Source organism: Halorubrum gandharaense (genome assembly GCF_054654575.1).
The window spans coordinates 20,437-37,494 of sequence record NZ_BAAIET010000001.1; the positions used below are offsets into that span (position 1 = coordinate 20,437).

General features: G+C 68.3%; 13 protein-coding genes. 3 read left to right on the forward strand and 10 right to left on the reverse strand.

What is annotated here, in order from left to right:
• The first annotated feature begins 28 nt into the window (after positions 1–28).
• On the forward strand, positions 29–2,413 hold the full coding sequence (locus tag ACYQ07_RS00110) for a DEAD/DEAH box helicase (RefSeq protein ID WP_459875672.1): 2,385 nt from the start codon (positions 29–31) through the stop codon (positions 2,411–2,413).
• 69 nt (positions 2,414–2,482) lie between these two features.
• On the opposite strand, the gene ACYQ07_RS00115 is transcribed toward ACYQ07_RS00110, so the two are convergent.
• The 4 genes from ACYQ07_RS00115 to malA form a co-directional block, all read right to left on the reverse strand.
• Positions 2,483–2,809, reverse strand: a complete 327-nt coding sequence (locus tag ACYQ07_RS00115; RefSeq protein WP_459875675.1) for a hypothetical protein — start codon at positions 2,807–2,809, stop codon at positions 2,483–2,485.
• Positions 2,810–3,568: 759 nt separating this feature from the next.
• On the reverse strand, positions 3,569–3,763 hold the full coding sequence (locus tag ACYQ07_RS00120) for a DUF7501 family protein (RefSeq protein WP_459875678.1): 195 nt from the start codon (positions 3,761–3,763) through the stop codon (positions 3,569–3,571).
• 364 nt (positions 3,764–4,127) lie between these two features.
• Positions 4,128–4,595, reverse strand: a complete 468-nt coding sequence (locus tag ACYQ07_RS00125; RefSeq protein ID WP_459875681.1) for a hypothetical protein — start codon at positions 4,593–4,595, stop codon at positions 4,128–4,130.
• A gap of 265 nt (positions 4,596–4,860) precedes the next feature.
• Positions 4,861–6,954: an alpha-amylase MalA gene (gene malA / locus ACYQ07_RS00130; protein ID WP_459875684.1), complete on the reverse strand. Its 2,094-nt coding sequence runs from the start codon at positions 6,952–6,954 to the stop codon at positions 4,861–4,863.
• A gap of 94 nt (positions 6,955–7,048) precedes the next feature.
• Here malA and ACYQ07_RS00135 point away from each other — a divergent pair, with 94 nt between their 5' ends.
• Complete coding sequence (locus tag ACYQ07_RS00135) at positions 7,049–11,656, forward strand: DUF7997 domain-containing protein (RefSeq protein ID WP_459875686.1); 4,608 nt, start codon at positions 7,049–7,051, stop codon at positions 11,654–11,656.
• Positions 11,657–11,734: 78 nt separating this feature from the next.
• Positions 11,735–12,400, forward strand: a complete 666-nt coding sequence (locus tag ACYQ07_RS00140) for a DUF6517 family protein (protein ID WP_459875689.1) — start codon at positions 11,735–11,737, stop codon at positions 12,398–12,400.
• A gap of 21 nt (positions 12,401–12,421) precedes the next feature.
• Here the strand turns inward: ACYQ07_RS00140 and ACYQ07_RS00145 are convergent, their stop codons facing one another.
• The 6 genes from ACYQ07_RS00145 to ACYQ07_RS00170 form a co-directional block, all read right to left on the reverse strand.
• Positions 12,422–12,862, reverse strand: coding sequence for a DUF8009 family protein (locus ACYQ07_RS00145; protein WP_459875692.1), 441 nt, complete (start codon positions 12,860–12,862; stop codon positions 12,422–12,424).
• Positions 12,855–14,636 (reverse strand): MutS-related protein, encoded by a 1,782-nt coding sequence (locus ACYQ07_RS00150; RefSeq protein ID WP_459875694.1) that lies wholly within the window; start codon positions 14,634–14,636, stop codon positions 12,855–12,857. The genes ACYQ07_RS00145 and ACYQ07_RS00150 overlap by 8 nt, the downstream gene beginning before the upstream one ends.
• Before the next feature lie 42 nt (positions 14,637–14,678).
• On the reverse strand, positions 14,679–14,966 hold the full coding sequence (locus ACYQ07_RS00155) for a UPF0058 family protein (protein ID WP_459875696.1): 288 nt from the start codon (positions 14,964–14,966) through the stop codon (positions 14,679–14,681).
• A gap of 186 nt (positions 14,967–15,152) precedes the next feature.
• Positions 15,153–15,611 (reverse strand): DUF6691 family protein, encoded by a 459-nt coding sequence (locus ACYQ07_RS00160; protein WP_459875699.1) that lies wholly within the window; start codon positions 15,609–15,611, stop codon positions 15,153–15,155.
• On the reverse strand, positions 15,608–16,096 hold the full coding sequence (locus tag ACYQ07_RS00165) for a YeeE/YedE family protein (RefSeq protein ID WP_459875702.1): 489 nt from the start codon (positions 16,094–16,096) through the stop codon (positions 15,608–15,610). The genes ACYQ07_RS00160 and ACYQ07_RS00165 overlap by 4 nt, the downstream gene beginning before the upstream one ends.
• Positions 16,097–16,160: 64 nt before the next feature.
• Positions 16,161–17,036, reverse strand: a complete 876-nt coding sequence (locus ACYQ07_RS00170; RefSeq protein ID WP_459875704.1) for a hypothetical protein — start codon at positions 17,034–17,036, stop codon at positions 16,161–16,163.
• Positions 17,037–17,058 lie beyond the last annotated feature (22 nt).

Here is a 17,058-nt window from a genome sequence, read left to right on the forward strand (position 1 = left end):
CGCCGCCGCGCTCCGAATGCGGGTCAACGTGGCAGACGCGGACACTGACCCCACTGGCGACCCAACCGAAGACGCCCCGGAGTGGCTCCGGTCACGGCCGTACTACGAGGGCCAGATCGCCGCCCACCGGCGGTTCCCGGCCAGAGACGCCGAGTTCGCGGACGTGGACCTGGAGCCGCGGCTCGCCGGCGCGCTCGACGAGCGCGGCGTCGACCGGCTCTACCGCCATCAGGCCGAGGCCATCGAGGCACTCCGTGCGGGCGACGACGTGGTGCTCGCGACGGAGACGGCGAGCGGAAAGTCGCTGGCGTACACGGTGCCCGCCTTCGAGGCCGCCATGGACCACGGCGGGCGCACCCTCTACATCGGCCCGCAGAACGCGCTGATCGCCGACCAGGAGGAGAGCCTCTCGGAGTTGGCACACGGCCTCGGCTTCGGCAGCCGGGTGTCCGTCGACTCGTACACCGGCCGGCTCTCCCAATCGGAAAAACGGGACGTGCGCGACCGCCGACCGACCGTCCTGCTGTCGAATCCGGACATGCTCCACTACGCGCTGCTCCCGCACGCCCGGCGGCTGTGGGAGTGGTTCTTCTCCTCGCTGGAGTACGTCGTCATCGACGAGGTGCACAGCTACCGCGGCGTGTTCGGCTCGCAGGTGGCGCTGACGCTCCGCCGGCTCGCGCGGGTCTGCGAGCGGTTCGACGCCGACCCCCAGTTCGTCTGCTGTTCGGCGACGATCAACAACCCGGTCGAGCACGCCGCCACGGTCACGGGCGGCGATCCGGACGGAATCACCCTCGTCGACGAGGACACCTCCGGTCGCGGCCCCCGCGACTGGGTGCTGTGGAACCCGCCGGAGTACGACGAGGAATGGCAGGAGAAGGGGACCGGTCGCCGGAAGTCCAGCCACACGGAGAGTAAGCGGCTGTTCGTGGACCTCGTTTCGGCGGGATGCCAGACGCTGACCTTCACGCGCGCGCGACAGACCGCCGAGCAGTACGCCACTGACAGCGCCGCCGAGCTCCGGTCGCGCGGGGAGACCGCCCTGGCGAATCAGGTGGGGGCGTATCAGGCCGCGCTCGGCGACGAGAAACGCCGGGAGATCGAGGCCGACCTCCACGCCGGCGACCTCCGAGGCGTCTGGTCGACGAACGCCCTCGAACTCGGGGTCGACGTGGGCGGGCTCGACGCCGTCGTGCTCGACGGCTACCCCGGAACCCGGATGGCGGCCCACCAGCGCGCCGGTCGCGCGGGGCGCGGCGACGACCCCGCGCTCGTCGTGATGGTCGGCGGGGAAGACCAGCTCGACCAGTATCTGATGACCCACCCGGCGGACTTCTTCGACGCGCCGCCGGAGGACGCGATCTGTGACCCCGCAAACGACCAGCTCCTCCCGCGGCACGTCGCCTGTGCGGCCACGGAGAGGTGGCTCTCGCCGGCCGACGAGCGCTTCTTCGGCGAGCGGTTCCCGGACGTGGTCGCGGACCTCACCGAGCAGGGCGTGCTCGACCGCCGGTCGACCGCCGAGGGCACCCGCTGGGTGTACGCCGGCGACGGCAGTCCGCAACACGAGATGAGCCTCCGGACGGCCGAGGAGCGCGAGGTCGACCTCGTCGCCGACGGAGAGACGGTCGCCTCGCTCGGGTTCGCGGACGCCCTCCGTGACGCTCACCCGGGCGCGATCTACCACCAGCAGGGCCGCACCTACGAGGTCGCGGAGCTCGACCTCGAACGCGACCGCGCGGAGCTGCGGACCACGTGGGCCGACTATTACACGCAGGTGTTGACCGACAAGGAGATCGTCGTCAACGAGGACCTCAGCGAGCGCGCGCTCGACGCCCGCCCGGACGTACCCGTGCGCTTCGCGGACGTGACCGTTACGGAGCGCGTGACGGGGTTCGTCCGCAAGGACGGCTCCACGGGCGAGTCGCTGGGCGAGACGCCGCTGGACCTGCCCGAGACGACGCTCCGGACACGCGCGCTCTACTTCCCGGTTCCCGAGGACGTGGAAGCCGAGATGCGGGCGATGGGCGGGGAGGGCGACGGCGGCGCCGGCGCGTTCAACGGCGGCATCCACGCCGCCGAACACGGGCTCATCTCGCTGTTCCCCTTCCACCTGCTGTGTGACCGCGCGGACGTGGGCGGCATCTCGACGCCGCACCACCCCCACGTCGACGGTCCCGCGGTCTTCGTCTACGACGGTTATCCCGGCGGCGTCGGGCTCACTCGCCGCGGCCACGACCGCGTCGCGGAGCTGATGACGCGAACCGCCCGGCTGATCGACGGCTGTGACTGCGAAAACGGCTGTCCGTCCTGCGTGCAGTCGCCCCACTGCGGCAACGCCAACGAGCCGCTCGCGAAGGCGCCCGCCGTCCACCTGCTGGAGACGCTGACGGGGACGAGCTCGGAGTGAGCGCCGGGAGAACCGGCGGGCGGGATGCCAGCACCTGCCCGTGACGGAATCACCGCGGCTCGTGACGACTCACGGTTCACTCCGCTCCGCGTTGATGAACAGCGTGAGCGCGATGGCGGCGAGCGCGAGACAGCAAACGCCGGTTACGACACCCCACAGTAGGTGTGGGACGCCGGCGAACACCCACAGAACGCCGAGCCCGCCGACGTGGACCACGCCGACGAGGTAGAGCACCGGCTCCCAGAATCGCGTCGAAAACAGGAACACCCCAAAGAGGAAACTCCCGCCGATGATCAGTAGTGGCGTCTCCTCGGCGGTGAGCCCGACGCCGACCCAGTGGAGGGCCGTCCACTCGCCAAAATCAGCGAGGAACCCGTCCGGCTGGTTCGTTGACATACTGTCCCGTCCACGCCCGCTTATAAAACCGTTCTCCCGGGAGGCGTTGTCGCGCGTTCGCTTGGATCGGGGTGGCCTGTCCACTTTTGAGCAGCTGACTGACTCCTCTCCATTTCCGGTCGCACAGGTCTCTTGATGAGCGATATCGGGAGTGAGTATTGCAATTCGTCGCCAGCGGTAGAGTATATAAAAGGCCGAGAGTGGCGGTGGCGCTCTCCTTATAAACAGGGTGCGGTGCGGTGGCGCGCCCGGCGAGCGCCCAGCGGGTGCTCGCCGGCGCGCGAGGGAGTCGTCGCCGGAGGCGACGACGAGGCTGGGGAGGCGTGAGGTGCGGTTGCTGTGCGGTGTGGGGTGGGACTCAAAGGGGCAGCCGGCTCCGGGAAGACGGGCGACGTAAGCACCGCAACGAGCGGAGCGAGTGAGGAGCGCAGCGAGCGTCCCGCGAGCGTGCGAGCGGGACGACGGAAGTCGCAGCCCGCGAGCGAAGCGAGCCGGACCGTCTTCCGGAACCCTCGACCGGAGCCGGCTGGGGCTTTGCCGGCGGTCCTCACCAGCGCAAAACCAGCAACTCACCGACCACACTCTGCTTATAAATGAACCACAACGCCACCAACGTCCCACTAATAAACGCCACCCCCAACCACGTACAACACTCACTCCCGGTAACACTCACGACTAGCAGTTTCTTGTGTTGTCGAGTCTCAAAAGTCCCATTTCGACGGATATGTGCGCGGTCGTGTGCGCTGTCTCGCCGCCGCCTTATCCGCTCCACCCGCCGACCATGTCGCCGGCGACGTTGCCGCGCCACGCCTCGAAGCCGCGGGCGCAGTCGTCGCGCTCCTTCAGGTGGTCGACGAACCCCGCGCCGGGGTCGTCCAGATCGCTCTCACAGAACGGACAGACGTGCGGTTTACTCCACGTTGGGTCGGGAGTCGTCGGGGTTTCAGCGGACATACGTGACACGCACAACGTGCAGGTGCTTAAAAGTGAAGAGAAGCAACTTTTTGTGTTCATATGTTCTTCTCTCTGCGGTCTCTCCCCAGAAAATTGGCTATGATAAGCACCTTTAGAGGATTATAGTGGACAATCGCAGCCCATTTAATATGGGAAGAAGATATTGAGGCCCTACTCTTCCAATACGACTGTCTCGGAATCACGCGGTCCCTGAGTAGCTCGCATCTTGCATAGAATATTAGGAGTAAATAATTTCTCGGTATCCTCGCCAATCTCGTAGTATATGGAAATAAGAAGATGACATCTGGTACTAATGATGGGTTCCCTACTTTACGCGAGGAGATTATGGGGAGTTAGCACATTCTCAAAATTCAAGCTCGTTTTCAAAAGTGGAACAGATCTTATCGTCTTCCTCAACCACATCACAAGAGAGAACTCGGAAATACAGAAAACCATCTACGTGGATTACAATTCCAACATAAACACAATCTGTATCCGCTTCAGAGGGGACATCAACCGTTTTCCACTCCTCGTCCAGACGGGCCTCTAATTGAAAGTCCCTGGGCTCTGTATCCCACTCGCACTCAATATCAGTAAAATCATCTCTCTCCGTATTTTCACCTGATTGTTCTGCGGGACCGAGAGTGATCTCCGTCTCCTGTATTTGTTGATCGCCGTCCAGAACACGGAAATCAATCGATTGCTCCTGTGAGGTTTCATTCCCTGCCTCAAGACCGGCTATTTGCACCTCTGGATTAAAATATGAAAGGCATCCACTCAGACCAGTGACGGCACCTCCAACGCCTATTGATAGATATGTTCTTCTTTTCATGGTTGTTCTCTCCCCCGAATATTATTAATATTCGGGGGTTCGCTTCGTCCAATCATTTATTGCTTCACATATACTCTAAATCTCACACCGATTTCTCACTCGTTAGTGGACATGTCGGTATGTTCGGTGTTATTTCGTTTGTCTGTATTGGCCGCAACTGTGCCGAAAATCGGTTCCCAGTGACGGTGTCAGCCGGGCCGTCCGTGCAGAACGGCCGATCGCCCCGTATCAGGGGCCGTCACATCCCGCCACCTCCCACTCCGCCTCACTCGTCGAGCGGGACGATCACTGCACTCTCCACCGAGAGGGCGCGCTCGCCGGTCTCCTCGACGGTGACCGCTTCCTCGGTGAGGAGGTTCCGGTCGCCGTGGGCGGCGTCCACGCTCACGACCGCCTCGCCGGGCGCGAAGTTGAGGACGACGAGCAGGGCGTCGTGGTTGCCGTCCCCACCGCCACGCTCCTCCTCGGGCAGCTCACGCACGAACGCCACCACGTCGTCGGGGTGGACGCCGCCGTCGGCCGCCAGGGGTCGCTCGCCGCGCTCATCGTCCGTTAACGCGTTCGTCACTCGGTAGTCGACTCGCCGGAGGTCGCCGGCGGGGCCGAGCGCGGGATAGGCGTCGTGAGCGTCGATCAGCCGCTCGTGGTGGGCACGTACCTCCTCACGGGCGTGCTCCCACGCGATGGGGTCACGCCGGCCACGCTGGCCGATCTCGCCGCCGGCGTAGATCATGGGAACGCCCGGAAGGGTGAACGTCGCCGCGATCGCGGCTGCCGCGGCCGCGTCGCCACACTCGACGCGATAGCGCGTCTCGTCGTGATTCTCGACGTACTGGAGGAAGCCGGCGTGGTCGGGGAAGCCGGTTTCCGTGCGCTCGTCGATCGCGTCGAGGGCGGCGGTCGCGGGCTCGTCGCCACGGCCGATCTGCCGGAGCCGGAAGTAGAGCGTGGCGTCGAAGTGCACGTCGAACATCCCCTCGTGGAACTCCGGGATGTAGGGGATCGTCTCGTCCAGCAGCAGGAACTCGTCGTCCATCGCCTTCACGCGGTCGCGAAGCTCCCGCCAGAAGGAGTCGGGGACGGCCCACGCCATGTCACACCGGAAGCCGTCGACGAGCGGCGCCCACTCGTCGACCACGTCGAGCAGGAACCGGCGGACTTGCAGGTTGTCGTGGTTCAGGTTGGCGATCAGCTCCCAGTCGAAGTAGGTGCCTGGCTCGCCCGTCTCCTGCCACTCGAAGTGCTCGCGGTACGCGGAGTCGGGATTTCGGTAGGCGTCCTCGAACCACGGGTGGTCGCGGGCGGTGTGGTTGGCGACGAAGTCGAACAGGACGCGCATCCCGTGGTCGTGGGCAGTTTCGACGAGCGCCTCGTACTCCTCGCGGCTGCCGAGGTCGTCGGCGGTGTCGAGGAAGTCGGTGATGTTGTAGCCGTGTGGCTTCCCGTCGTGCTGAAGGACGGGCGTGAGCCAGAGGGTGTCGACGCCGAGCTCGTCGAGCTCCGGGATCCGGTCGGTGACCGCCGCGAACCGCTCGCCCTCGGGCGCGTCGGTGAACGTGCGGACGTACACCTCGTACACCCGCGCCGTCTCGGTCCACTCGGGCGGCTGGTTGAGGCGGACGACGGAGAACTCCCCATCAGCCTCGCGCGCGATCGACACCGCGTCAGCCACGCTGTGGGACGTTCGCTCCGGGCCGCGTGCGACCGCGGCTCCGTGCACCCGGAGGCGGTCGCCGACCGCGTCGAGGGGAACGCGCCACTCCACCACGTCATCGTCGGCTCGTCGGGTCCGACAGGCGTTTCGGGGGTTCGGGCGGCCGGCGGCCGTCGCGTCGGCCACGTCCCGGTCGTCGACGAGAAACTCCACCTCCAGATCGTTCGGGTCGCGGTCGTCGTACGGGTGTGGTGTCGCACGGGCCGCCACGACCGCCTCGTCGTCCTCGATTCGCGCGTCGAGGCGGACGCGGGGCATCCCGTCGCGCGCCGTTCGGTCGTCGGCGACGTGCGGGTAGCCGGAGCCACGCGGTTCCGTCGCGTCGGCCTCCACCGGCTCCCCGGTCGCCTCGCCCTCGCGGATGGCCTCTCCACTGCCGCCGGCGACATCCACGCCGGCGAACGCTGAGGGAAACGCGCGAACGGTGAGACGGTGCTCGCCGTCGGGCGCGGAGAGTCCGAGGACGTAGCGGCCGGGTCGGTCCGGCGTGAACGGGGAGACGGCGCCGTCGCCGACGGTCGCCTCGCTGTCGGGCGGCGCGGAGACGACGCGCCAGGCGTACGACGCCTCCGGATCGGGGTCACGGGGCGCGAGCTGGGTCGTCTCCCCGGCGTCGAGGAATCGGGGTGGACCTGGGTGGTGCATACGGGCTCATCGACGCCCTCCCCCTTCGGTGTTTCCCGAGCGCGACAACCGCCACTTCGACAACGCTTTTACTTTGTCGGCCGCGGTACTCACCATGCGATTGCGAACGGCCCTCACGGAGCATGGACGACGCCGCGAGGAGCGATTTCCCGCGGAACGACCCACCACGGAGGGGGCCTTCGCCGGCGACGACGGCCGACTCGTCGCGGTCGGCAGAGACGGCACCCTCCACGACTGCTCGTACCCCCTCTCCAGTATCGGCGGGCTCGACCGCGTCCGGATCGGCGTGGCCGGCACCGGATCGGTGCGCTGGTTCGACGACCTCCCGACCACGCGCCAACACTACGCGGGCGACTCTCCCCTGGTCGAGACGGAGTACGACGCGGGCCGCTACACGGTCCACCAGTTCGACCTCACCGTGGGCGACACCCACCTCACCCACGTGGAGCTACGTGGGGCGCCGCCGACGGACGCGACGCTCGTGGCCGCCTGCGCGTTCGCCCCGGACATGGTCGAGGGACGGGTGGGCAATCTGGTTCACGAGGGTGCCGGCCCCGACGGCGGCCACGTCGTCGAGGCGTTCCACCGGTCGGAACACGACTTTCTGACGGCGTCGACCGGGGTCGCGGAGGCCCGCGGACGCCGACAGGACTCCATCCAGGAGCTGCTCGGCCAGGCGTCCGACGGCTTCCCTCGTCGCGGCGAGATCGACGAGCAGGAGGACTCCCACCTCACCGCCGACGTGGTCGTCCGCGCTCCCTTCGAGCGGGACGGGCGAGCCGAGCGGGTCACCCTCGCCACGCGCGCCGTGCGCGACGACTCCCGGACCGCCGACGGCGACGGCGCCGATCGGAACCGCTGGATCGACCAGCTCGTCGAGACGGCGACGGCACACGCCACCGCCGACGATCTCCGCGAGGCGGCGGCCGAACGCGCCCCCGATCTCCCCGAGAGCGCCCCGCGACGCAAACTGCTCGCGACCGACCTCCGAACGCTGGGTCTGCTGACCGCGGAATCGGGCGGTCGGATCGCCGCCCCCGAGTTCGACCCCTTCTACGCCACCTCCGGCGGCTACGGCTACATGTGGTTCCGCGACGACGCCGAGGTGTCGAACGCGCTGCTCGCGGCAAGCGACGAGCTCGGCGTCGACGTGGACGCCGAGCTCAGAGCGACTGCCGACTTCCTCTGTCGCACGCAGGACGGCGACGGCGGGTGGCCCCACCGGGTGTGGGCCGACAGCGGGAAGGTTGCTCCCGGCTGGGCGAACGCCCGCATCGAGGGCGCCCGCACCGAGTCGGGACCGGACGACCAGCTCGACCAGCCGGCCGCCGTCGTCGCGTTTCTCGCCCGGCTCCGCCGGACTCGTGACCTCCCCCCCTCGGAGCGTCGGCAGATCGACGCCACCGTCGCGGACGCCGTCGAGTTCCTCGTGGAGACGACCGAGGACGACGGCCTCCCCCGTCGCTGTCAGAACTGCTGGGAGAACGCGATCGGCCGGTTCACCCACACGGCCGCGACGTATCTACGAGCGTTCGCCGCCGTCGCCCGGGGTCCCTTCGACGCCGCGCTCCGCGAGCGGGCGGCCGAGGCGGCCCACGCGGCTGCCGCGGGGATCGACGACCGCTGGCTCCCGGACGAGGAGCGGTTCCCCCAGCGCGCCGGCGAGGACGGCATGGATGCCCGTGCGGACGCAAGCACGTTCGGGATCGTTGACGCGGTCGTCGAGTACGTCGCGCTCGTGGAGGCCGAGGGGGCTGCCGGCGCCCCGCCCGCCTCCCAAGCCGCGCCGGCCACACCCCCCGCATCCAACCTCGACCGGCTCGTCGACCGGGTGGCGGCCCATGTCGAGACGAGCGTCGAGGCGTTGCTGCGTGAATCCGAGGAAGTCACCGGACTCGTGCGGTTCACCGGCGACGACTGGCGCACTGCCGAGCAGTCGGACGCGAAAGTGTGGTCCGTCGCGACGCTATGGGGTGCGGAGGCCGCCGCCGAGCTCGGGGGGCTCCTCGAATCCCGCGAGGAAGCCGGCGGCCCGCTGTTCGAGCTCTCCCGAGACCTCTACGCGCTGTGTGGGCCGGACGGCCCGCTGACGAACGACGCCGGCCTCATCGCGGAGCAGGCGTTCGACGACGGCACCCTCGACAGCGCGACGCCCATCGGCTGGTCGCACGCACTCCGGCTCTCGACGACCGCGACGCTCGCGCAGTACGGGGCGCTCCCGATTCCACACGACCGACCGACGGGCCCGGAGGAGGCACCCCAGTGGACGACGGGGCGGAAGTTCGGCGTCGGGACGCCCGCGGACCACGGCACCGACGACCCGGTCCCGCTCTGGTACACGCTGACGGAAGGGGCGATGACGGAGGTCAGGTTCCCCCGCATCGACGTGATGAACCTGCGGACGTTCGACTTCCTCGTGGCCGACCCGGAGACGGGCTACACGATCCGGACCTTCGACGAGACCAGCCACGAGACGGCGACCGAGACGATCGTCCGGACCACGGAGCCGGCTGACGACCACGCGCTCGCCTACCGACAGACGATCGCGGAGACGGGCGATGAACACGGTCACGAGTGGACGCTGACGGTGGAGTACGCCGTTGACACCGACGGAGACGCGCTTCTGGCGGACGTCTCGTTCGAGGGCGGGCGGGAGTACGACGTGTACGCGCTCGTGGACACCACGCTCGCCAACAAGGGCACCGACGACCACGGGGCACGCGTCGGCGACGACGAGTACCACCTGCTCGCGCGCAACGCCGATGCCGGCCGCGAGCCTGGGAAACTCGTCGATGCTGACGGGGACCCCTTCGACGTTGCGCTCGCGCTCGTCGCCGACGGCCGGTTCGACTGGGCGACCGCCCAAACGGCCGGCACCGAGGCGCTGGCGGAGCTGTTCGCGCACGGCGAGCGCGAGCCGGCTCGCGAGGAGGCCACCGGAAACGTGGTGTTGGCCGGCAGGGTCGGCAGCGGCGAGTCCGTCACCGACACGCTCGCGCTCGGCTTCGCGGAGCACGCCGACACCGCAGCCGCGCTGGGTGAAGCCGAGGGGGCGCTCTCCCGCGGCTTCGACGCCGTCAGCGAGGCGTACGTCGAGACGTGGCACGACTGGCTCGAGGGATGGGAATATCCCGACAGCGTCGCCGAGCCCGACTTGGAGACCCAGTACCGGTTCGCGCTGATGACGCTCGCGACGGTCGAGGACAAACGCCATCCCGGCGCCGGTATCGCCAGCCCGAGCGTCCCCTGGGGCGAGACGGAACACGCCGCGGAGGAGCGCGGCTACGGCTACAACTTCGTCTGGTCCCGGGACCTGTATCAGGTGTTCTCCGTGCTGGTGGCTGTCGGCGAGTTCGAGCGCGCGGCCGACGCCGTTTCCTACCTCTACGAGGTCCAGCAGGCGGACGACGGCTTCCTGCCGCAGAACACCTACATCGACGGGCGGACCCGGTGGGGGGGCGAGCAGATGGACAACATCGCCTTCCCGGCGGTGATGGCGTGGACGCTCGCGGAGCACGGTCACGACCTCTCGGACGCCGAGTACGGCTACGAGAACGTGCGCCGGTCGGCGGCGTACGTCGCCCGAAATGGTCCTCGTACGGCACAGGAGCGCTGGGAGGAGGAGTCCGGCTACTCGCCGTCGAGCATTGCCGCAGAGGTCGCCGGGCTCGTCTGTGCGGCCGACCTCGCCGACGAGGCGGGCGAGCGGGCCGACGCACTGGCGTGGCTCGCGCTCGCCGACGACTGGACCGACCGGGTCGAGGAGTGGTGTGCGACCGATACCGGCACCGAACGCCACACGGAGACGCCCTACTATCTCCGAATCACCGCCGACGGAAACCCGAATGCGGGTCGCGCTCGCACCATCGCGAACGACGGACCGACCTACGACGAGCGGGAGATCATCGACGGCGGCTTCCTCGAACTCGTCCGACTCGGGATCAAGCCCGCGGACGACGAGACGATCCGCAACTCCGTCGCGGCCGTCGACGACGCGATCAGGGTCGACACGCCACACGGCCCGGCCTGGTACCGGTACGTCGGCGACGCCTACGGCGAGCTCGGCCGTGGCGACCCCGGTGGGCCGTGGGCCGGCCGCGGCGACGGTCGCGGACGACTGTGGCCCATCTTCACCGGCGAGCGCGGCGAGTACGAGCTCCGTGCTCGGGCCGACGGTCCGGACGCGTTCGGCGGCACGGACGAGTCGGCGTTGGAGCCCGATTCCCTCCTCCGGTCGATGGCCGGGTTCGCCAACTCCGGCCGGATGCTCCCCGAACAGGTCTGGGACCGCGAACACCCGACGGCGTACGGCTGGGAGTTCGGCGAGGGGACCGGCGGGGCCACGCCGCTGGCGTGGTCGATGGCGGGATTCATCCGCCTCGCACACGGCATCGACGCGGGCGAACCCGTCGAAACGCCGGAGGTCGTCCGCGACCGGTACGTCGAGAGGGACCGTCCGGTCGGCCCCGACCTCCGGGCGGGCGTCGACTACGCCGGCGAGCACCTCGTCGTCTCCGGCACCACCACCGGCGAAGTGGTCGCCGTCCACACGGATGGGGAGGCACGGCTCGTGGAACCGACCGATGGCGCCTATACGGTCGAACTCGATGCCGACACTCGCACCGAGACGGTCGTCGTCGCGGCGGCCGACACCCACGACTTCGACCGAGCGGGGACTGCCGTCGAACGACTCCACGTCTGAGCGGCTCCGGACTCCCCCAACCCGTCCGTCGGACCTCCGGCCGTTCCCCTTTTCCCCGCGCCGCGACTCCGTAGCGATATGCCAACGCGTCGTCGTCTGCTTGCGGTCGCCGGCACCTCATCGCTCGCCGGGCTCGCTGGCTGCTCGGCGCTGGTCACGGGTGAGCCGGTCGAAGTCGCCTCGGAGCCGGCACGCGGCTCCGAGCGGACCGCGGAGGACACCGGCTACGACCTGAAGGACCTCTCGGAGGAGTCAGTCGAGGAGGAGTTTTCGGTGTTCGGCCGCCCCGTCGAGGTACAGGCGTCGAACTGGGTCGCCACCCACGGTAAGACCATTGTCCACTCGGTGATCGGCCCTGCCGATCTGGGGGTGTTCGCCGTGCTTACCACACCGTCAGTGAAAGTCGCCGGTCAGGAGTTCAACCCGGTTGGGGGGTACGACAACGACGACTTGGTCGACCTGATGGACGACGAGTACGAGGACATCGATGTCGAGGACGAGGCCGTCGACACGCTCGACCGAACGGTCCTCGGCGAGTCGGTCGAGGTGTCCGTGTACGAGGGCGACGCGACCTTCGACGACCGCTCGCTCGACGTGTACGTCCACACCGGCGTGGTTCGACACGAGGACGACTACGTCGTCACGATGGCGATCTACCCACAGGAGCTCGAAGACGAGGAGCGCGAAAACATTCGGCGGATGGGGGAGTCGGTCGAACACCCCGTCACGCCGGACGAGACCTAGTTCTCACTCACGTCGCCCACCTCATCCGAGCGGCACGACCCGAATCTCGTGAGCGGCGCCGTCGACGGTGACGGTTACGGTGTCCGACACGCTCTCGCGGACGGCCGCGCGCCACTCGTCGACGGCGGCCGCGTGGCGTTCGCGACGCTCCTCGAGGTCCGCATCCGGGTGTGCGGCGGCCGTGTCGTCGACCTCCGGATACGGCGGCGGCTCCGCCACCAGATCGCGAGGATCGAGGTGGACGGCGGCGCCGTCCTCCTCGCCAGGACCGGCTGCCTGCTCACGCTCGCCGACTTCGTGGATCCGGCCGCGCATTCGGCCTGCAAACGGGGGCGTCATCCGCAACACCACCCGTCGGTCCGTCCGGAGCGTGGCCTCAAGGGCGGTCGCGACGTCCTCGCGGTGGACGGCGACCGAGCGGACTCGCTCGACGGCGGATTCGGAATCGTCCCGTTCAGTCATCGCCCGGAGTCCACTTCGCATCCGAGAGCGTTCGCTGGACGGCTTCCTCGCCGACCGCCTGCGCGAGGTGTTCGAACCCCTGCCGGACGCCGCGGTCGCCCGCGTTCGCGACCAGTCGGGAGACGATAAACTCCGGGGTGGACTTCCCCACGGTGCCGAACCGCGGCTGGTAGTCGACGCGGAGTTCGAGATCGTTCGTCAGTCCCTCCGCGAAGATGCCGTCGATGCGTGCGGCGTCGGGAAGCGGCGAGAGGTCGTCCGCGAGGTGCGTGACGTAGACGCCGAGCGCCTCACGGTCGACGGTGAGGTCGACCAGCCCGTTGAGCAGGTCGGCCGCGCGCCCCGGCTCGGTGATCGCCTCGAACTCGTCGACGAGCATCAACGTCCGCCCCTCGGCGACCAGCGGGGGGACGACCGACTTCAGCGTCGACTCCAACACGCCGGCGTTGAAGGAGGCGTGACGTCGGTGGAAGACGATGCGGTCGAAGCTGCCGACTTCCGCCTCCTCCGCGGGAACGGGCAGCCCCATCGATGCCAACAGGGTCACGGCACACAGCGTCTCCAAAAGCGTCGTCTTCCCGCCGGAGTTCGCTCCGGTGAGCACGCTCACGCGGTCGCCGGACGGCGGCTCGTTCGCGGCGGCGACGCCCGGACCGCCGCCGAGCCCGTGGCTGCCGACGCCGTACGACACCGGCTGTACCTCGCCGTCGAGAAAGAGGTTGCGTGCGTTTCGCACGGCGACGCCGTCGTCGACGAGCGCCGGGCGAACGAGGTCGTGCTCGGCAGCAAACCGGCCCAGAGAGAGGTAAAAGGCGATGTCGGAGACGGCGTCGACGGCGGCGGCCACATCCGACTCCGCGGCGTCGATCCGGTCGCGGAGGTCTGCGGCGACCTCGCGTTCCCGGTCATCGACCGCGGCTTCCAGTTCGTCGACGAGCGCGCGAAGGGTCCCCGAGACGAAATCCGCGGCGTCGAGCGCCTCGTCCGGTGCCGCCGACCGGATGCGGGCGTGTTCGACGCCGGTTCGGTCCGCCACGTGGTCGACGACGCCACCTTTGAACGACTCGAAATCCCGAACGGAGCCGTCACGGACGGAGTCGATCACGTCGAAGGCGGCGTTCTCCAGTTCGCGTGCGGCGTCGAGCTGCTCGCGAAGCTCGTCCAGTTGCTCGTCCGCACCCGTGAGCACCTCCGGACTCTCGCCCTCGCCCGTCACTCGGACGTAGCCCAGCGCACCCGCGGCCGCCGAGAGCGCCTCCTCGTCGATGCCGTCGAGCGCGTCGAAGGTCGATCCCGAAAGACCGGCCGACCGGAGTTCGAGGGCTGTCTCCACGGCAGCCCGATCGGAGCCGCCGGCGTCGTCGTAGTCGGCGAACGCCGCGGCGACGAGCTCGCGGTCCGTCTCATTGAGCCCTTCCCACGCGTCGCGTGCGGCGAGCACGTCGTCGAGCCGGTTCGAGATGGCGTCGCGGTCGAGCAGCGGCGTCAACACACGGATCCGGTCGCCGGCGTGCTCAGTGAGCGCGTAGCTCGACGCAAGGGTCAGCAGGTCGTCGTAGACGGAGCGGGCGTCGCCGGTCGAGAGCACGTCCATGCCGGCCTCCCCGTTGGCGCGGCGGAGGATGCGCGTCGCTCGGCCTCTGTGGAGGCCGGCATCGACCAGCGTCCGCACGTCGGAGGACTCGATCGCCTCGACGGCGCGTTCGACGCCGAGCTCCTCGACGAGCAGGTCGCTCGTCTTCGGCCCGATCCCCCAGTAGTCCTCGAGTCGCATACGGTCCCGTAACGGCGTACCGTCTTGTCGGTTTCGTCGCGATCAGGCCGCGAGCGTGGGCTGCGCCTCGCGCTCGTCGGCCTCGGTGTCCGCGTCGCGGTCGGTGTCTGCAGGTTTCTCGATGTCCGACTCCAGCGCCTCGGCGAGCACCTCCGCCAGCTTCAGCGCGGCCTCCTTGTGGTCGTCGCGGGAGCCGCGCATCGCCATCGGCGAGGTGCCGACCGCCTTGTACGCGCCGAGGTCCTCGTCAGCGATGTCCCCCTCGTCGATGAGGTCCTTGGCGACGGTGCCGAGCAGGCCGTGGAAGTGAACGATCTCGGTTTTCTTCATCTACTCCTATGTTGTCTCCGTGAGGTCAAAAGTCCGTTGCCGAACGGTGCTATTTAAAACCAAGAGAACAGCCGGCTCGACTGCGCTCGCCGGCGATAGGGGAGGAAAAGATCCCGAAAAACCGCACGACGGCAACCAGTTTAAATGGAGGGGGAATCGGAGTTCGTCCGTCGCTCGGCGGGCGAGTCAGGCGTCTCCGCGAAGCTCGCGGTAGTAGCCCTGCAGGTACGCGCCGACGAACATCCCGGCGACGCCGTAGAGGATCACGACGTTGCCGATGCCAAGGCTCGCGTAGGCAGCCCCCGGGCAGATCCCGGAGAGTCCCCACCCGATGCCGAAGATCCCGCCGCCGACGACCACGTCACGGTCCATCGACTTCAGCCGGCGACCGTACCGGGTGCCGGTGAACGGTGCCGAGCGCCCCGATAGCGTCAGCCCCCAGAACGTGAGCGCGACGACGACGCTCGCGCCGCCCATCACGAAGGCGAGCCCGAAGTCGCGCAGCTGCAGGAACTCCAAGACGATCTCCGGGCGGGCCATCTGGCTCATCGCCAGCCCCACGCCGAAGACGGCCCCGCCGAGGAAGATAAGCGGGAGGAACAACGGGTGGCTCTCGTGGTCGGCGACGACGCCGGCGCCGCTCATGGGGTCACCCCCAGCGCCATCACGAGCTGGGCGACGCCGACCGCGACGAGCATGAAGATCCCGACGTTGAGGATCGAGACCCGGGAGGCGGAGCCGACGCCACAGACCCCGTGACCGGAGGTACACCCCTTCCCGAGACGGGTGCCGATTCCGATGAGGATCCCGCCGCCGAACAGCCGCCAGGGCTGGACCTCGGTGGTCCAGCCGAAGTCGCCGAGCGCCAGCGAGTAGGCGGCCGCGCCGGCGACGATGCCGAGCGTGAAGACGACGCGCCAGTCACGGGAGGCGACGAAGCGGGGCTGTTGGAACCGGCGGAGCTTCGAGCCGTACGACAGCGTCGACTCGAGGAAGGTGCTCGCGCCGGCGTGGATGCCGGTGCCGACGTAGATCAGCGCGGTGCCGAGCCCGATGAGGATCCCACCGAGCAGGTAGTGGGAGATCCCCCGCGGGAACAGGGCGTCCGCGAGAAGCGTGACCTCGTTCATGCTCGTCTCTGGGCGGCCGTCGCGGGAAAGGGCTGCGCTCGCCGGCCGATCTTGCCGTTCTCGGTCACTTCTTCGGTTCGAGCGGGAGCTCGTCGTCGGGGCCGCTCACCTCCTCGATCCACTCGGCGCGGCTCTCGCGCTCCATCTCGCCCCCGGATTCGAGCCACTCGCGGAGCGCGTCGGGACAGTCGTCGCTCTCACAGAGGTCGCGGAGCGACCGGCCGTTCAGGTAGTGGTCGCGGAACACGTCGGAGAAGAACCCGTCGGCGATGGGGAAGTTGTGCTCGTCCTCCCGCGAGGCGACGATGGCGGGGTTCCGCGGTCCCTCGATCGGCTGCCGGCCGCTCTCGTGGCCGGAGTTCGAGTAGGTGTACCAGCCGACGGAGACGCCGCGGTCCGTCTTGATCCCGAGCATCGAGGCCGGCTCCTCGAAAAACCGGATGCGAATGTCGTACTCCGGGGCGTACATGTGGAGGAACTGCAGCGTCGAGATGACCGGCTTCTGGTCCTGGTCCTCGAACAGATGGTCGGGGTGCTGGAACAGCAGGAACACTCGGGCGCCGTTCCCGGCGGTGGTGTCGATCGCCTGTCGGAGATAGCTGGAGATGCCGTCGTAGCAGAGGATGTAGACGTCCTCGCCGGGCTCGACATCGAGAATATCGCTCTGCTCGGCGACCTCCGAGTGTTTCTCGGCGAGCATGACGCGGTCGAGCACCCAGTTCCCGATGCGATGGACCTCGGACTCCAGCGCCTCCTGTGAGACCAACAGGAGGAGCATCACGATCAACACCGTCTCCGTCAAGGGAACGAAGCCGAGCGCGGTCTGTAAGCCGAACCAGATGATCCCGAGGACGACGAGGAAGCCGAACTTGACGGCCCGACGATATTTCGAGTTGGAGTAGTACCGCCAGACGATCTCCGAGAGTCGTTGCATTGCCATTGTCGGGCGTCTCCCGACAGCC